This window comes from Enterobacter sp. ECC-249 (genome assembly GCF_043965265.1).
GTDB lineage: Bacteria > Pseudomonadota > Gammaproteobacteria > Enterobacterales > Enterobacteriaceae > Enterobacter > Enterobacter quasiroggenkampii.
Window position 1 is genome coordinate 1,992,857 of record NZ_CP143660.1, and the last position, 16,687, is coordinate 2,009,543.

Here is a 16,687-nt window from a genome sequence, read left to right on the forward strand (position 1 = left end):
GGACTTTTTGGGCTACTGTTTTCTGGGTCAGGGAAAGGCGTTAACGCTCCCTGTTTCCTGCTTTATTCCCTAAAACATTAGCTGGCGTGTAGTTTAATCGCATTAGCTACTGACAGCTACTGATTATCGCATCACCCTGTGCGTACTTTGGCAAGGATTGCCGCACTGCTTTATCTGACTGGGCGTCTAACAGACGAAGGTGTATTTGATAGAGATAAATCAGGAGGATAGTTTGAACATTAAACGAAACTGGGCGGGGGTGATCAGCTGCTTTTTGCTGTTCACGGTCGTATGCATGTCGCTTGCTTTTAACGTGAAAGGAGCATTCAGGGCGTCGGGTCATCCGGAGCTGGGGCTGCTCTTTTTTACGCTGCCGGGGGCTGCTGCCAGTTTTCTCTCCCGTAAAGGGGAGGTGGTGAAGCCGCTGCTGGGCGCCATCCTGGCCGCGCCGCTGTGTCTGCTGCTGATGCGTATGCTGTATATATCAACGCGGAGTTTCTGGCAGGAACTGGCATGGCTGATGAGCGCCGTATTCTGGTGCGCCCTTGGCGCGCTCTGCTACTTATTTGTGCGCAGTCTGCTTCAACGCCGACGGCACCACAAATAAAAACGCCCTCTCGGTGAGGGCGTCGTTTCATATCATTACTGGGCAGCAAACAGGCCCAGGTGCTCTTTGGCGTAAGCTTCAAAGTCAGTGCAGCCGCCGATGTGTTTCTGATCGAGGAAGATCTGCGGTACGGTTTCAACCGGCTTGCCGACGGTTTTTTCGAGATCCGCTTTGGTGATGCCTTCCGCGTGGATATCCACGTAGCGGAAGTTGAAGTCATCGCGCTCTTCGGTCAGTTTCTCAGCCAGCTCTTTCGCGCGTACACAGTATGGGCACCCTGGACGACCAAAAATTACTGCAAACATTTCTCTCTCCTAAAAAAACAAGCCTGACGGCGAATAAGACATATAGTGCCCGATAACCTGTCGCCATTAAAGAAGGTTTCGCCTGTCGCTTTGATACAGTCAGGCTATGTTTGGCCAATTACATCGCGCAGATCATTGCCTATACTGGCTGGCATAAGGTTTAAGCAAGACAAAGAGAGACAAGATGACACCAACGATTGACCTGCTCCGTTCCCACCGTTCCATTCGCCACTTCACCGATGAGCCGATTACCGAGGCGCAGCGTGCCGCTATTATTGACAGCGCCAGGGCGACTTCGAGCTCCAGTTTTCTGCAGTGCAGCTCCATTATCCGCATCACCGACCCGGCCATGCGTGAACAACTGGTGACGCTGACCGGCGGGCAAAAGCATGTGGCCCAGGCGGCGGAGTTCTGGGTGTTCTGCGCCGACTTTAACCGCCACCTGCAGATCTGCCCTGAAGCCGAGCTCGGGCTGGCCGAACAGCTGCTGCTGGGCGTGGTGGATACCGCGCTGATGGCGCAAAACGCCTTCACTGCGGCGGAGTCGCTGGGGTTAGGCGGTGTCTACATTGGCGGCCTGCGTAACAATATTGAAAGCGTGACCGAACTACTGAAGCTGCCAAAACACGTGCTGCCGCTGTTTGGCCTGTGCCTCGGCTGGCCTGCGGATAACCCGGATCTGAAGCCGCGCATTCCTGCGGCGATGCTGGTGCACGAAAACTACTATAAGCCGGTCGATCAGGACGTCCTGAATCAATACGATGAAGAGCTGGCGAACTACTACCTGACGCGCGGCAGTAACAATCGTCGCGATACCTGGACTGACCATATTCGCCGCACCATCATTAAAGAAAATCGCCCGTTTATTCTTGATTATCTGCACAAACAGGGCTGGGCAACGCGATAGTCCATTTATCCTGCGCCTGCCTGCGTATATGATACGCAGGCTTTTTCCATGTCTTCAGAGAGGTGCAGGGTGAAAATTGCCATATTGTCCCGGGATGGAACGCTCTATTCATGTAAGCGCCTGAGAGAAGCGGCTTCGAAACGCGGGCATCAGGTTGAGATCCTCGACCCGATGTCCTGCTATATGAACATCGACCCGGCCGCCTCGTCGATTCACTACAAAGGCCGCAAGCTGCCGCACTTTGATGCAGTGATCCCCCGCATCGGCTCCCAGATTACCTACTACGGCACCGCCGCGCTGCGACAGTTCGAGATGCTGGGCAGCTATCCGCTCAACGAATCCGTTGCTATTTCCCGCGCCCGCGACAAGCTGCGCTCGCTGCAGCTCCTTGCCCGTCAGGGGATCGATCTTCCCGTCACCGGGATTGCCCATTCGCCGGACGACACCAGCGATCTGATCGACATGGTGGGCGGTGCCCCATTGGTGATCAAGCTGGTGGAAGGCACCCAGGGCATTGGCGTGGTGCTGGCGGAGACGCGTCAGGCGGCGGAGAGCGTGATTGACGCCTTTCGGGGACTGAATGCCCACATTCTGGTGCAGGAGTACATCGAAGAGGCGAAAGGGCGCGATATTCGCTGCTTCGTGGTCGGCAATGAAGTGGTGGCGGCCATTGAGCGCCAGGCGAAAGAGGGCGATTTCCGCTCTAACCTTCACCGCGGCGGCGTCGCGCGGGTAGCCGATATCAGCGAGCGCGAGCGGGAAATTGCCGTCAAAGCGGCGCAAACGCTGGGGCTGGACGTAGCGGGCGTAGACCTGCTGCGCGCAACGCGCGGGCCGCTGGTCATGGAGGTGAACGCCTCGCCGGGGCTGGAAGGCGTGGAAAAAACCACCGGGGTCGATATTGCGGGTAAAATGATCGCATGGATCGAGCGTCATGCCACGCCGGGGTACTGTCTGAAAACGGGCGGTTAAATGGTATTGAACGCACTTTTTGCGTAATCTATGCAAAGTTTTTATTTAAGAGGCTGCACAGCGATGGATTTACAGGTCGTACCTACACTGGATACGTTACGTCAATGGCTTGATGATGCCGGAATTACGTTCTTCGAATGCGATTCCTGCCAGGCGCTGCATCTGCCTCATATGCAGAATTTCGACGGCATTTTCGATGCCAAAATCGATCTCATTAACGACGTGATCCTTTTCTCCGCGCTGGCCGAAGTGAAGCCGTCCGCGCTGCTGGCGCTGGCCTCCGACCTGTCGGCCATCAATGCCAGTTCTTTGACGGTGAAGGCATTTCTCGACATACAGGATGATAATCTGCCAAAACTGGTTGTTTGCCAGTCTTTATTCTCCGGTGCCGGGCTGTCGTTCAAGCAGTTCTCCTGGTTTATGCGCTTGAGTGAAGAGCAAATTTCGATGGTCATGATGGAAGCCAATGCACACCATCTGCTGTATAGCGCGGAAGATGATGCAGAGAATAATGATGCATCTCCCAATTTTCTTCACTAAGCCTGTCTGACTTTTGCGCAGTCGCTGCCATAGCGGCTGCAGAAGGCCATTTTTTCTGCTGCTTTTAACCTTTCTTTAAAGAATTTTTCACCTCCCTGAAGGCCGTTTCGGCTTATCACGTAGACTTAACCTGCATAAAAAATTGATAAAAGGCGTTTTTTCGTCTGGGCTATAGCCGGGGACACGGGCTACAGTTATTCTTGCGATGCTTCAAAAAGCGAGCGGAAGCTGCCGGGTAAAGAGGTTTCTTTTTATTTTGAGCAGAGCGACAAACTATGCATGATTTTTGCATATATCCAGATTGCACAGTTTTAGTTCGTTTGTTAACGAGCTTTCAGAAGGAATAACACTATGATCGCCTTGAATAAAAAATGGTTATCGGGTCTGGTTGCGGGTGCTCTGATGGCCGTCTCTGCCGGCACGCTCGCTGCGGAACAAAAAACGCTGCACGTTTATAACTGGTCTGACTATATTGCGCCGGACACGGTCGCAAATTTTGAAAAAGAGACCGGCATTAAAGTGGTCTACGACGTGTTCGATTCCAACGAAGTGCTGGAAGGAAAACTGATGGCGGGCAGCACCGGGTTTGACCTCGTGGTGCCTTCCGCAAGCTTCCTCGAGCGCCAGCTGACGGCAGGCGTCTTCCAGCCGCTGGATAAGAGCAAACTATCTAACTGGAAAAACCTCGATCCGGAAGTGCTGAAGCTGGTGGCCAAGCATGACCCGGACAATAAATACGCGATGCCGTATCTCTGGGCGACCACCGGTATCGGCTTTAACGTCGATAAAGTGAAGGCGGCGCTGGGCCCGGACGTGAAGCTGGACAGCTGGGACGTGGTGCTGAAGCCGGAAAACCTTGAGAAGCTGAAAAGCTGCGGCGTCTCCTTCCTCGATGCGCCGGAAGAGATTTTCGCCACCGTGCTGAACTACCTGGGCAAAGATCCGAACAGCAATAAGGCGGATGATTACACCGGCCCGGCGACCGATCTGCTGCTGAAGCTGCGTCCAAACATCCGTTACTTCCACTCGTCTCAGTACATCAACGATCTGGCGAACGGCGACATCTGCGTCGCGATCGGCTGGGCAGGGGACGTGTGGCAGGCGGCTAACCGCGCTAAAGAGGCGAAAAACGGCGTGAACGTTTCTTACTTCATTCCAAAAGAGGGGGCGCTGGCCTTCTTTGACGTCTTTGCGATGCCTGCTGATGCGAAGAACAAAGACGAAGCCTACCAGTTCCTCAACTACCTGATGCGTCCTGAGGTTATCGCCCATATCAGCGACCACGTTTACTACGCGAACGGTAACAAGGCCTCCGTGCCGCTGGTGAGCGAAGAAATCCGTAATAACCCGGCTATCTATCCGCCAGCGGATGTGTTCGCCAAGCTCTTCACCCTGAAAGTCCAGGATCCAAAAATTGACCGCGTGCGTACCCGCGCGTGGACCAAGGTGAAAAGCGGTAAATAACGGCGTTTGGTATTGTTGCCCGGTGGCGCTATCGCTTACCGGGCCTCTACAACCCGTAGGCCGGGCAAGCGTTAGCGCCGCCCGGCGATGCGCACCCTGACGGTGCGTTTGCACCAGTTTTGATCTCTACCGGAGAACACCCCGTGAATGACGCGATCCCCCGCCCGCAGGCGAAAGTCCGTAAAGCGCTGACCCCGCTTCTTGAAATTCGTAACCTCACCAAATCTTTCGATGGCCAGCATGCCGTGGACGACGTCAGCCTGACGATCTATAAAGGCGAGATTTTTGCCCTTCTGGGGGCCTCTGGCTGCGGTAAATCGACCCTGCTGCGTATGCTGGCCGGTTTTGAACAGCCCACTGCCGGGCAAATCATGCTCGACGGCGTTGATCTCTCCAGCGTGCCGCCGTATCAGCGCCCGATCAATATGATGTTCCAGTCCTACGCGCTGTTTCCGCACATGACGGTGGAGCAGAACATTGCCTTTGGCCTGAAGCAGGACAAGCTGCCGAAAGCCGAAATTACCGCGCGCGTGGCCGAGATGCTCAGTCTGGTACACATGCAGGAGTTCGCGAAGCGTAAGCCGCACCAGCTCTCGGGCGGCCAGCGCCAGCGCGTGGCCCTGGCCCGCAGCCTGGCAAAACGCCCGAAACTGCTGCTGCTCGACGAACCGATGGGCGCCCTGGACAAAAAGCTGCGCGACCGTATGCAGCTCGAAGTGGTCGATATCCTCGAGCGCGTGGGGGTGACCTGCGTGATGGTGACCCACGACCAGGAAGAAGCGATGACCATGGCCGGACGTATCGCGATCATGAACCGCGGGAAGTTCGTGCAGATTGGCGAGCCGGAAGAGATTTATGAGCATCCGACCACCCGCTACAGCGCGGAGTTCATCGGCTCGGTTAACGTCTTCGAAGGGCTGCTGAAAGAGCGTCAGGAGGATGGCCTTGTTATCGAATCGCCGGGGCTGCAGCATCCGCTTAAGGTCGATCCTGATAACTCGGTGGTGGATAACGTGCCGGTCTACGTCGCGCTGCGTCCGGAGAAAATCATGCTCTGTGAGGATCCGCCTGCCGATGGCTATAACTTTGCCGTCGGCGAAGTGGTGCACATTGCCTATCTGGGCGATTTGTCTATCTACCACGTGCGCCTGAAGAGCGGGCAGATGCTCAGCGCGCAGCTACAGAACGAACATCGCTATCGCAAGGGGCAGCCGACCTGGGGCGACGAAGTGCGCCTGTGCTGGGACGCTGACAGTTGCGTCGTGCTGACGGTATAAGGAGCGATCATGAGCACACTTGAACCTCCAGCCCGCGTAGAAAAGCCGGGCGGCTTTGCCCACTGGCTGACGCGCATGCAGATGAAACACGGCCGCAAGCTGGTGATTGCCATGCCGTACGTGTGGCTGATCCTGCTGTTCCTGCTGCCGTTCCTGATTGTTTTCAAGATAAGCCTGGCGGAGATGGCGCGGGCGATCCCGCCTTACACCAACCTGCTGGACTGGGCCGACGGGCAGCTGACGCTGACGCTTAACCTCGGTAACTTCCTCCAGCTCACCGACGACCCGCTCTATTTCGAAGCCTATCTGCAGTCGCTGCAGGTGGCGGCGATCTCGACGCTCTGCTGTCTGGTGATGGGCTACCCGCTGGCGTGGGCGGTGGCGCACAGCAAGCCGTCGACGCGAAATATCCTGCTGCTGCTGGTGATTTTACCGTCGTGGACCTCGTTCCTGATCCGCGTTTACGCCTGGATGGGGATCCTGAAAAACAACGGCGTGCTGAATAACTTTCTGATGTGGCTCGGGGTTATCGATCAGCCGCTGACGATCCTGCACACCAATCTCGCGGTCTATATCGGCATTGTATATGCCTATCTACCGTTTATGGTGCTGCCGATCTACACGGCGCTGACGCGTATTGACTACTCGCTGGTGGAAGCGTCGCTCGATCTCGGTGCCCGTCCGTTAAAAACCTTCTTCAGCGTCATTGTCCCGCTGACCAAAGGCGGCATTATCGCCGGGTCGATGCTGGTCTTTATCCCGGCGGTAGGGGAGTTTGTGATCCCGGAACTGCTCGGCGGGCCGGACAGCATCATGATTGGTCGCGTGCTGTGGCAGGAGTTCTTCAATAACCGCGACTGGCCGGTGGCCTCGGCGGTAGCGATTGTGATGTTACTGCTGCTGATCGTGCCGATCATGTGGTTCCACAAGCATCAGCAGAAACAGATGGGAGACCACGGATGAACAACTTACCGGTAGTGCGCTCCCCGTGGCGAATTGCGATCCTCGTTATCGGCTTTACCTTCCTGTATGCGCCGATGCTGATGCTGGTGATCTACTCGTTTAACAGCTCCAAACTGGTGACGGTCTGGGCAGGCTGGTCGACGCGCTGGTACAGCGAGCTGTTCCACGATGCTGCGATGATGAGCGCGGTGGGGCTGAGCCTGACCATCGCGGCGCTGGCGGCGACCATGGCGTCGGTGCTGGGCACGATCGCCGCGCTGGTGATGGTGCGCTTCGGGCGTTTTCGCGGTTCAAACGGCTTCGCCTTTATGATCACTGCCCCGCTGGTTATGCCGGACGTGATCACCGGTCTCGCGCTGCTGCTGCTGTTCGTGGCCCTGGCGCACGCCATCGGCTGGCCGGTGGATCGCGGGATGCTCACCATCTGGCTGGCGCACGTCACCTTCTGTACCGCCTATGTCGCGGTGGTGATCGCCTCGCGCCTGCGCGAGCTGGATCGCTCCATTGAAGAGGCGGCGATGGATCTCGGCGCGACGCCGCTGAAGGTCTTTTTCATCATCACCCTGCCGATGATTATGCCGGCGGTAATCTCCGGCTGGCTGCTGGCGTTTACCCTGTCGCTCGACGATCTGGTCATCGCCAGCTTCGTCTCCGGCCCGGGGGCGACGACACTGCCGATGCTGGTCTTCTCCAGCGTGCGCATGGGGGTCAACCCGGAGATCAACGCCCTGGCCTCTATCATCCTCGGCGTGGTCGGAATTGTCGGATTTATCGCCTGGTATTTGATGGCGCGCGCGGAAAAACAGCGTGTGCGTGATATCCAGCGTGCAAGACGCGGCTGAAGGATTTAAAATTTCCAGTGATGTGCCGCGCATGACGCGGCACTGTTTTTCAGGGAAGTAAAACATTGGGATTATTAAAAAAATCACGTATTACGCACGCGCGTCCTAACGTACCTGCGCTGGTTCAGGTGGCGGCGCTCGCCATTATTATGATCCGCTGCCTGGACGTGCTGATGATTCTGAATACCCTGGGCGTGCGCGGCATCGGTGAATTCATTCACCGTAGCGTGCAGACGTGGAATCTGACGCTGGTCTTTTTGAGCAGCCTGGTGCTGGTGTTTATCGAGATCTACTGCGCGTTTTCGCTGGTTAAAGGGCGAAACTGGGCGCGCTGGGTCTATATGCTGACGCAAATTACCGCGGCGAGCTATCTGTGGGCCGCCTCGCTGGGCTACGGCTACCCGGAGCTGTTCAGCATTGCCGGAGAATCCAAACGCGAGATCCTGCGCGCGCTGTTTATGCAAAAACTGCCGGACATGCTGGTGCTCTTTCTTCTCTTCGTTCCGGCCTCCAGTCGGCGATTCTTCCGCCTGCAATAATGTGTATACACGTCATCCTTCAAGCCGTCTCTGCGTTGGCCGCGTCTGTTCACCCCAGTCACTTACTTGAGTAAGCTCCTGGGGATTCTCAGACTTGCCGCCTTGATACAACTTGAATGATTTTGTGTATATAATCGCAGCCCTCGTGATTTTTAAGGTTTTCATATGCAGTGCGCACTCTATGACGCCGGACGCTGCCGCTCCTGTCAGTGGATAGAACAGCCGGTCTCTCAACAACTCACCGCCAAAATGGCCGACCTGCAACAGCTGCTGGCAGAACACGCGGTGGGCGAGTGGTGCGCACCCGTCAGCGGCCCTGAGCAGGGCTTTCGCAATAAAGCCAAAATGGTGGTCAGCGGCAGCGTCGAAAAACCGCTGCTGGGGATGCTGCACCGCGACGGCACGCCGGAAGATTTAACCGACTGCCCGCTGTATCCCGCCTCCTTTGCGCCGGTCTTTGCGGCGCTCAAACCCTTTATTGCCCGGGCGGGATTAACGCCCTACAGCGTGGCCCGCAAGCGCGGTGAGCTGAAATACCTTCTGCTGACTGAAAGCCAGAAAGACGGCGGCATGATGCTGCGCTTCGTGCTGCGCTCGGAAGCCAAGCTGGAGCAGCTGCGCGCGGCGCTGCCGTGGCTGCAGGCGCAGCTCCCGCAGCTGAAGGTGATTACGGCAAACATCCAGCCGGTGCATATGGCGATCATGGAAGGGGAGAAAGAAATTTTCTTCACCGACCAGCACGCGCTGGCGGAGAGCTTCAACGGCGTGCCGCTGTGGATCCGCCCGCAAAGCTTCTTCCAGACCAACCCGACCGTGGCAAGCAGCCTGTACGCTACCGCCCGCGACTGGGTGCGTGCGTTGAACATCCATCATATGTGGGATCTGTTCTGCGGCGTGGGTGGGTTTGGCCTGCACTGCGCGACGCCGGAGATGCAGCTCACCGGGATTGAGATCTCTGCCGAAGCGATTGCCTGCGCGAAGCAGTCCGCCGCTGAGCTGGGGTTAACGAATCTGCGCTTCCAGGCGCTCGACTCCACGCAGTTCGCGACCGGACAGGGCAACGTGCCGGAGCTGGTGCTGGTCAACCCGCCGCGCCGCGGCATCGGTAATGCGCTGTGCGACTACCTGAGCCAGATGGCGCCTGAGTACATCATCTATTCCAGCTGCAACGCGCAGACCATGGCGAAAGACATCGCTCAACTACCGGGCTATCGCGTTGAACGCGTTCAGCTTTTTGATATGTTCCCTCATACCGCGCATTATGAAGTTTTGACGTTGTTGGTGAAAACGCACTAATCCTCAACATCGCCCGGTGGCGCTGCGCTTACCGGGCCTACGATCCGGAGTAGGCCGGGTAAGGCGTAGCCGCCACCCGGCATGACCCCCGCACAATGTTCAACAAAATGTGAACTCTTCATCCCGTCGAAATCAGGTAAGCTTACGTCATAAGAAATGAATGAAGGCTTACCCATGAAGCAGATCCTGCTGGTGGAAGACGACCACGATATCGCGGCGCTTCTGCGACTCAATTTAGAAGACGAAGGCTACGCCATCACCCACGAGCCCGACGGGGGCAACGCCCTGCTGCGTCTTGAAGCACAGCCGTGGGATGCGGTGATCCTCGACCTGATGCTGCCCAACGTGGACGGTCTGGAGATTTGCCGACGCATCCGTCAGATGACGCGCTACCTGCCGGTGATCATCATCAGCGCCCGCAGCAGCGAAACCGACCGCATCACCGGGCTGGAAACCGGCGCCGACGACTATCTGGCAAAACCGTTCTCCGTGCAGGAGCTGATTGCGCGCATCAAAGCGCTGTTCCGCCGCCAGCAGGCGATGGGGCAGGCGCAAACCGACGGACACATTCAGGCCCACGGTCTGACCATCGACCCGCTGGCGCGCAGCGTGCTGCTTCACGGCCAGGTGGTGGATCTCACCCCGCGCGAGTTCGAGCTGCTCTACTTCTTTGCCCGTCATCCCGGAGAGGTGTTTTCCCGTCTGGCGCTGCTGGAGCAGGTCTGGGGCTACCAGCACGAAGGCTACGAGCACACCGTCAACACCCATATCAACCGCCTGCGCATCAAGATAGAGAAGGACGCCGCCGAACCGGAGATCATTCGCACCGTCTGGGGCAAGGGCTACAAATTTGCGGAGCCGCAGCATGATGCGTCGCTTTAGCCTGAGCCAGCGCCTGACGCTGCTGTTCATCCTGCTGATGATGCTCTGCGCTGCCGTCGCTTGCGCGGTCCAGCTCTACAGCAGCATGCAGTACGGTAACGCGATGGTGCAGCGTTTGTCGGGCGGGCTGGCGCAGCAGATCGTCCAGCGCGAACCGATTCTGGACGCGCAGGGCCGGGTCGACCGCAGCGCGCTGAAACCGCTGTTTGGCCGACTGATGACCTTTAATCCAAGCGTTGAGCTGTACGTTATCTCTCCTGACGGCGATATCCTCGCCGATGCCGCACCGCCGGGCCATATTCAGCGGCAAAAAATCGATCTGGCTCCGGTGCAGAGCTTCCTGAGCGGCACCGCCATGCCGGTACTGGGCGACGATCCGCGCAGTCAAAATCAAAAAGTCTTCAGCGCCACGCCCCTGCGGCAGGACGGCGAGCTGAAAGGCTATCTGTACATTATTTTGCAGGGCGAGGAGTCAAACGCCCTGGCGGAAATGGCCTGGCACAAGGCGCTGTGGAGTACCGTCCTGTGGTCACTGCTGTGGGTTGCGCTGTTTGGGCTGCTGGCAGGACTGCTGATCTGGTACTGGGTCACGCGTCCGGTCAAAAAGCTGACGGTGGAAGTGGCCGGGCTGGAGCAGGACAGCATGAGCGCAATCAGGCTGCTGGCGGCACAGACGCCGGACGCGGCGGCAAAAGATGAAGTGGCGATCCTGCGCAACAGCTTTATCGAGCTGGCGCGCAAAATCACCCAACAGTGGGATCGGCTGGCCGACAGCGATCGCCAGCGCCGGGAGTTTATCGCCAATATTTCGCACGATCTCCGCACGCCGCTCACCTCCCTGCTGGGCTATCTCGAAACCCTGTCGCTCAAATCCGCCACGCTGACGCCGCAGGAGCACCAGCAGTATCTCGCCACCGCCCTGCGTCAGGGACAAAAGGTCCGCCATCTTTCGCAGCAGCTGTTTGAGCTGGCTCGTCTTGAGCACGGGGGCATCAAACCCCAGCGCGAGCGGTTCGCAATGGCGGAGCTGATTTCCGACGTAGCGCAGAAGTTTGAGCTCACCGCCCGCACGCGAGAGGTCAATCTGCATATTGACGTGCCGGGGCCGCTGCCGCTGGTAAATGCCGATGTGTCGATGATCGAACGCGTGGTGACTAACCTGCTGGATAACGCGATGCGCCATACGCCTGGCGGCGGAGAAATTCGCCTGGCGGTGTGGCAGGAAAATGAACAGCTGCAGGTCGAAGTGTCCGACAGCGGAACGGGCGTGGATGCCTCGCTGCGCGACGATCTGTTCCAGCGGCCGTCGGCGCTCAATACCCAGGCCTCGCGGGAGAATCGCGGCGGGTTGGGGCTGTTAATCGTGAAACGGATGCTGGAGCTGCACGGGGGCGGGATCAGGCTGATGGAGTCGGTGAGCGGGGCGCGGTTCAGGTTCTTTGTGCCGCTTTAAGAAATTGCCGGGTGGCGGCTTCGCCTTACCCGGCCTACAGACTACCACCCCCGTAGGCCAGGTCACCCGGCAAAAAAGGTTACTGCGGGAACCACTGCTCGCTAATTTTCTGGTACGTCCCGTCCGCTTTAATCGCCTTCAGCGCGCCGTTCAGTTTTTCCAGCAGGGCTTTGTTATCCGGACGTACCGCGATGCCGAGGCCCGTGCCGAAGTACTGCGGATCGGTCACTTTTTCCGTTGCGGTACCCAGCTGCGGGTTGGTTTTTAGCCATTCGTTCACCACGGCGGTGTCGCCGAAGACGCCGTCGATACGGCCATTTTTCAGGTCGATAATCGCGTTCTGGTAGCTGTCATAGGCCACGGTCTTCACTTCCGGGTGTTTGTCCTGCAGGTATTTCTGGTGAGTGGTGCCGTTTTCCATCCCGATGCGTTTGCCTTTCAGCTGATCGAAAGAGGTGTAAGCGCCTTTCTTCGCAATCACCACCGCCGAGTTGGCGTAGTACGGGTCGGTGAACGCGACCTGCTTGCTGCGCTCAGGCGTGATGTCCATCCCGGAGATCACCGCGTCGTATTTTTTGAACTTCAGCGACGGGATCAGGCTGTCAAAAGCATGGTTAGTAAAGGTGCAGTCGGCCTGCATCTGTTTGCACAGCGCTTTCGCCAGATCGATATCGAAACCAACGATCTGGTTGCTGGCATCCAGCGATTCAAACGGCGGATAGGTGGCGGATACGCCAAAATTGATTTTATCCGCAGCGGATGCGCCAGCGGCGAAGGTGGCGAGTAATGCGGCCAGAACTAACTTTTTCATTGTAATGCTCCCGTCTGTCTTATTGATGCGCCGTGTCTGCGGCCTGGATGTACAATGCCAGTTAATGAATTTGTATGCAATAAAAATGATTAAATATTGTATTTACCACAAAAAAAAAACGGATAACCCATCAGGTTACCCGCTTTATGAATACCGTTTTATGCATTCGCGTGGTTAATTTCTGCGCTCAAATGCCAGTGCTTTACGCTCGATCAGGCGCATCATCAGCGTCAGCAGACCGTTCACCACCAGATAGACCACGCCTGCCGCGCCGAACACCATCACGTCATAGGTGCGCCCGTACAGCAGCTGTCCGTGACCCATCACTTCCATCAGGGTGATGGTGTAGGCCAGCGAGGTACTTTTGAACACCAGCACCACTTCGTTGGAATAGGAGGAGAGGGCGCGCTTAAAGGCGTACGGCAGCAGGATCGCCAGCGTGTCTTTTTTGCTCATGCCCAGCGCCCCGCAGGACTGCCACTGGCCTTCCGGGATGGCGCGGATCGCCCCGTAGAACAGCTGGGTGGTATAGGCCGCACTGTTCAGCGAAAGGGCAATCAGGGCACACAGCCACGGCTCAGAGAGCAGATGCCAGATAACCGGATACTCCTGCAGCGACGGGAACTGGCCCGGGCCGTAGTAAATCAGGAAGATCTGCACCAGCAGCGGCGTACCGGTAAACAGGGTGATGTAGCCGCGCACAATCCACACCAGCACCGGCGTTTTCAGCGTCAGGATGATAGTGAAGATAAGGGCCAGGATTAGCGCCACGATAATGGACGCCACGGTCAGCGTCAGGCTGGTGTGCAGCCCTTTCATCAACTCGGGAAAGTATTCAAGCATCAGCCTGGTCTCCGTTCAAAGCGCGTCGCTCGCAGGTCAATACGCTTGAGGATGTACTGACTGAGCAACGTGATCACCAGGTAGATCGCCGCCGCCACAATGTACCAGGTAAACGGCTCCTGGGTACGGGTGGCGATGCTTTTGGTTTGCAGCATCAAATCGTTAACGCTGATCAGGCTCACCAGCGCGGTATCTTTTAGCAGCACCAGCCACTGGTTGCCGAGCCCCGGCAGGGCATGGCGCCACATCTGCGGCATCACCAGACGGAAGAAGATGGCTGACTTCGACAGGCCTAACGCCTGACCCGACTCCCACTGACCCTGCGGAACGGCTTTCAGCGCACCGCGCAGGGTTTGCGACGCGTACGCGGAATAGAGCAGGGAGAGAGCAATCACGCCGCACAGGAACGGGCTGACGTCGAAGTTTTCGATCTGCATCTGCACCGGGATCTGCGCAAAGCCGAGATTGAGGGTGAAGCCGTCCGACAGCGTGAGCAGCAGCTGCGAGGAGCCGAAATAGATAAACAGGACCACCAGAATTTCCGGTAGCCCGCGCAGCACGGTGACCAGCGCGGAGCCTGTCCAGGCGACGGGGAACCATTTCGCAGATTCCCACACCGCAAAGAACATCGCCAGCACGAGGCCGATAATCAGTGCGCAAACGGCAAGGCCGACGGTCATCCCGGCGGCACTTGCTAAAGGAAAAATTTCATTCATCAGGAATTACTTCTGGAACCATTTTTTGTAGATGGTTTCGTAGGTGCCGTCTTTCTTCACTTTTTCCAGCGCAGCGTTGAATTTCTGCTGCAGCTCAGTGTTGCCCTGACGAACGGCAATCCCCAGACCGGTACCGAAGTAATCCTTATCGGTCACTTTGTCGCCCACTGGCGCCAGCTTGTCGTTGGCTTTCAGCCACTCGCTCACCACCGCGGTATCACCGAAAACGCCGTCGATACGGCCATTTTGCAGATCCAGCTTCGCGTTCTGGTAGCTGTCATACGGAACGGTGGTGATTTCCGGATGCTTATCCATGATGAATTTCTGGTGCGTGGTGCCGTTCTGCACGCCAACTTTTTTGCCTTTCAGCTGATCGACAGAGGTGAATTTACCTTTCTGACCAATGAACAGGGCGGAGTTGTCGTAGTAAGGGGTAGTGAACAGCACCTGCTTTTCACGCTCAGGGGTGATGTCCATACCGGCCATCACGGCGTCGATACGACGGAACTTCAGGCTTGGGATCAGGCTGTCGAAAGCCTGGTTGCTGAAGGTGCAGGTCGCGTCGATCTCTTTACACAGGGCGTTAGCCAGGTCCACGTCAAAGCCCACAATTTTGTTGTTCGCATCAATGGACTCAAACGGAGGGTAAGAGGCTTCCGTAGCGAAACGAATGGTCTGGGCTGCGGTAGCGGAAAGGGTAACGCCAGCAAGCAGCACGGCAAGTAATACTTTTTTCATTATATTTCCCCTGACACAATCAATGAGATAAATAGTTTTTGAAGGCATCGGTTTGCGGGTTAGCGAAGCAGTTCGCATCACCTTGCTCAACGATATACCCATTTTCCATGTAGACCACACGGCTGGCGGTTTTACGCGCCACTTCCACTTCGTGGGTGACGATAACCTGCGTAATATTGGTTTCTGCCAGCTCGCGAATGATGCTCACGATCTGGGCGGTGATTTCCGGATCCAGCGCCGCCGTTGGTTCATCAAACAGCAGCACCGCGGGTTCCATCATCAGCGCGCGGGCAATGGCCACGCGCTGCTGCTGACCACCGGACAGGTGCAGCGGGTAGCGGTCGCTGTAGGGCTTAAGGCGCAGACGGTCCAGCAGCTTTTCGGCACGGGCGATCGCCTGATCTTTGCTTAACCCCAGCACGCGGCACGGCGCTTCGATCAGGTTCTGCAGCACGGTCAGGTGCGGCCAGAGATTGTATTGCTGGAAGACCATGCCGACGTTTTGACGCAGTTCGCGAATCGCTTTATCAGACGGCGTCTTCGCGAAATCAAAATGGTTACCGGCAATCGCCAGCGTACCTGAACGGGGCATTTCAAGCAGATTAAGGACGCGCAGAAGGGAGCTTTTGCCTGCACCGCTTGGGCCAAGCAAAACCAGCGTTTCGCCTTCCGGGCAGTTCAGCGTGATGTCAAACAGCGCCTGGTGTGCGCCGTAGAAGCAGTTAATGCCGTTTAGTTTAATACTCATCGGGGCAGTCTTTACTCATCCAGGCAATCTATAGCAATTGAGGCCGCAGATAGTACCGTTCACAGAATAGTTATGCAATATTTCTGCGTTAAAAGTTAAATATAACCCGTGTTTCCTCTTAAACATAGCACAAAATAGCGAACGGCAAGGGGGGCGAGTATAAATGTCGGCATTCCGCGAGAAATGCCGGACATTTTACGGGGATAACATTTTTACTGGTGATGATTTAGCGGTTCTCAATCGACTGGCGAAGCGTGCCTGCCGGGGCATGAACGCTGCCGCCAACGTAGCGCACATCGTCTACCGCCCAACACTGTCCTTCACGGATCATCAGCACTTCATCCTGCCAGGTTTGGGTTCCCTGCGTCAGCTTCACGCGCAGCGGAATGTTACGGGCATCCGTGTTCGGGATGGTTGACGCGCTCGCCACTTCGGCGCTGTCCGGTAGCGTGGTACGGCTGGAGAATGGATCGGATTTCAGCAGGGCGTTATGCTGGGGATCGCGGGTGGCATCGTTAAGCAATTTTGCCAGGCCATCGCTCAGATACGGGCGCAGGCCGGTGAGATCGTTGCTGCGGTGCTGAATGCGATAATCATAGAACTGCTGCGCCACGGCGTCCGGGCCGCCCTCAATGCAGGGGCCGCTGCGGGTACCGATATCCTTAAAGGCAGGCGTGACCGTGGTGGTACAGGCGCTGAGCACCAGCGCGCAGGGCACGAAAAGTGTTAAAGCTGAATAGCGCATGTTGATTTCCTTATTTATTAACTATCCTTTCAATCATAG

General features: G+C 56.9%; 19 protein-coding genes. 12 read left to right on the forward strand and 7 right to left on the reverse strand.

All coding sequences use genetic code 11. The features are described 5' to 3' along the window. Positions 1–232: 232 nt before the first annotated feature. Entirely contained in the window at positions 233–607 is a 375-nt protein-coding gene (locus V1587_RS09495; protein WP_371898469.1) for an inner membrane protein YbjM, read from the forward strand. A gap of 35 nt (positions 608–642) precedes the next feature. Here the strand turns inward: V1587_RS09495 and V1587_RS09500 are convergent, their stop codons facing one another. Continuing rightward, entirely contained in the window at positions 643–912 is a 270-nt protein-coding gene (locus V1587_RS09500) for a GrxA family glutaredoxin (protein ID WP_006809455.1), read from the reverse strand. 184 nt (positions 913–1,096) lie between these two features. Between V1587_RS09500 and nfsA the strand changes: the two genes are divergently transcribed. From nfsA to V1587_RS09555, 11 genes are all read left to right on the forward strand, one after another. Beyond that, positions 1,097–1,819: a nitroreductase NfsA gene (gene nfsA / locus V1587_RS09505; RefSeq protein ID WP_371898467.1), complete on the forward strand. Its 723-nt coding sequence runs from the start codon at positions 1,097–1,099 to the stop codon at positions 1,817–1,819. A gap of 69 nt (positions 1,820–1,888) precedes the next feature. Next, positions 1,889–2,791 (forward strand): 30S ribosomal protein S6--L-glutamate ligase, encoded by a 903-nt coding sequence (gene rimK / locus V1587_RS09510; protein WP_371898465.1) that lies wholly within the window; start codon positions 1,889–1,891, stop codon positions 2,789–2,791. 63 nt (positions 2,792–2,854) lie between these two features. After that, a complete protein-coding gene (locus V1587_RS09515) occupies positions 2,855–3,331 on the forward strand; it encodes a YbjN domain-containing protein (protein WP_014169308.1) in 477 nt (158 codons plus the stop codon). Between the two features lie 351 nt (positions 3,332–3,682). After that, a complete protein-coding gene (gene potF, locus V1587_RS09520) occupies positions 3,683–4,795 on the forward strand; it encodes a spermidine/putrescine ABC transporter substrate-binding protein PotF (protein WP_371898464.1) in 1,113 nt (370 codons plus the stop codon). A 143-nt stretch (positions 4,796–4,938) separates the two neighbouring features. After that, positions 4,939–6,072 (forward strand): putrescine ABC transporter ATP-binding subunit PotG, encoded by a 1,134-nt coding sequence (gene potG, locus V1587_RS09525; RefSeq protein WP_274242435.1) that lies wholly within the window; start codon positions 4,939–4,941, stop codon positions 6,070–6,072. A gap of 9 nt (positions 6,073–6,081) precedes the next feature. Further along, a complete protein-coding gene (potH, locus tag V1587_RS09530) occupies positions 6,082–7,035 on the forward strand; it encodes a putrescine ABC transporter permease PotH (protein WP_024907854.1) in 954 nt (317 codons plus the stop codon). After that, positions 7,032–7,877 carry a putrescine ABC transporter permease PotI gene (potI, locus tag V1587_RS09535; protein ID WP_371898463.1) on the forward strand — a complete coding sequence of 282 codons (846 nt, stop codon included), beginning with the start codon at positions 7,032–7,034 and terminating at the stop codon, positions 7,875–7,877. The genes potH and potI overlap by 4 nt, the downstream gene beginning before the upstream one ends. A 65-nt stretch (positions 7,878–7,942) precedes the next feature. Further along, complete coding sequence (locus tag V1587_RS09540; protein ID WP_045908434.1) at positions 7,943–8,416, forward strand: YbjO family protein; 474 nt, start codon at positions 7,943–7,945, stop codon at positions 8,414–8,416. Between the two features lie 165 nt (positions 8,417–8,581). Then, positions 8,582–9,712, forward strand: coding sequence for a 23S rRNA (uracil(747)-C(5))-methyltransferase RlmC (gene rlmC / locus V1587_RS09545; RefSeq protein ID WP_371898462.1), 1,131 nt, complete (start codon positions 8,582–8,584; stop codon positions 9,710–9,712). A gap of 174 nt (positions 9,713–9,886) precedes the next feature. Then, positions 9,887–10,594, forward strand: coding sequence for a response regulator transcription factor (locus V1587_RS09550; RefSeq protein WP_371898461.1), 708 nt, complete (start codon positions 9,887–9,889; stop codon positions 10,592–10,594). Continuing rightward, on the forward strand, positions 10,578–12,047 hold the full coding sequence (locus V1587_RS09555; RefSeq protein WP_371898460.1) for a sensor histidine kinase: 1,470 nt from the start codon (positions 10,578–10,580) through the stop codon (positions 12,045–12,047). The genes V1587_RS09550 and V1587_RS09555 overlap by 17 nt, the downstream gene beginning before the upstream one ends. A 79-nt stretch (positions 12,048–12,126) precedes the next feature. On the opposite strand, the gene artJ is transcribed toward V1587_RS09555, so the two are convergent. The 6 genes from artJ to V1587_RS09585 all read right to left on the reverse strand — a co-directional run bounded on the left by artJ (position 12,127) and on the right by V1587_RS09585 (position 16,648). Then, positions 12,127–12,858: an arginine ABC transporter substrate-binding protein ArtJ gene (gene artJ, locus V1587_RS09560; RefSeq protein ID WP_021240923.1), complete on the reverse strand. Its 732-nt coding sequence runs from the start codon at positions 12,856–12,858 to the stop codon at positions 12,127–12,129. 174 nt (positions 12,859–13,032) lie between these two features. Then, positions 13,033–13,701 carry an arginine ABC transporter permease ArtM gene (artM, locus tag V1587_RS09565; protein WP_023310940.1) on the reverse strand — a complete coding sequence of 223 codons (669 nt, stop codon included), beginning with the start codon at positions 13,699–13,701 and terminating at the stop codon, positions 13,033–13,035. After that, entirely contained in the window at positions 13,701–14,417 is a 717-nt protein-coding gene (gene artQ / locus V1587_RS09570; RefSeq protein ID WP_025756069.1) for an arginine ABC transporter permease ArtQ, read from the reverse strand. The genes artM and artQ overlap by 1 nt, the downstream gene beginning before the upstream one ends. 6 nt (positions 14,418–14,423) lie before the next feature. Beyond that, positions 14,424–15,155, reverse strand: a complete 732-nt coding sequence (gene artI / locus V1587_RS09575) for an arginine ABC transporter substrate-binding protein ArtI (protein WP_371898459.1) — start codon at positions 15,153–15,155, stop codon at positions 14,424–14,426. 19 nt (positions 15,156–15,174) lie between these two features. Further along, positions 15,175–15,903: an arginine ABC transporter ATP-binding protein ArtP gene (artP, locus tag V1587_RS09580; protein ID WP_371898458.1), complete on the reverse strand. Its 729-nt coding sequence runs from the start codon at positions 15,901–15,903 to the stop codon at positions 15,175–15,177. Positions 15,904–16,129: 226 nt separating this feature from the next. Then, positions 16,130–16,648: a lipoprotein gene (locus tag V1587_RS09585; RefSeq protein ID WP_264439002.1), complete on the reverse strand. Its 519-nt coding sequence runs from the start codon at positions 16,646–16,648 to the stop codon at positions 16,130–16,132. Between the last annotated feature and the right edge of the window lie 39 nt (positions 16,649–16,687).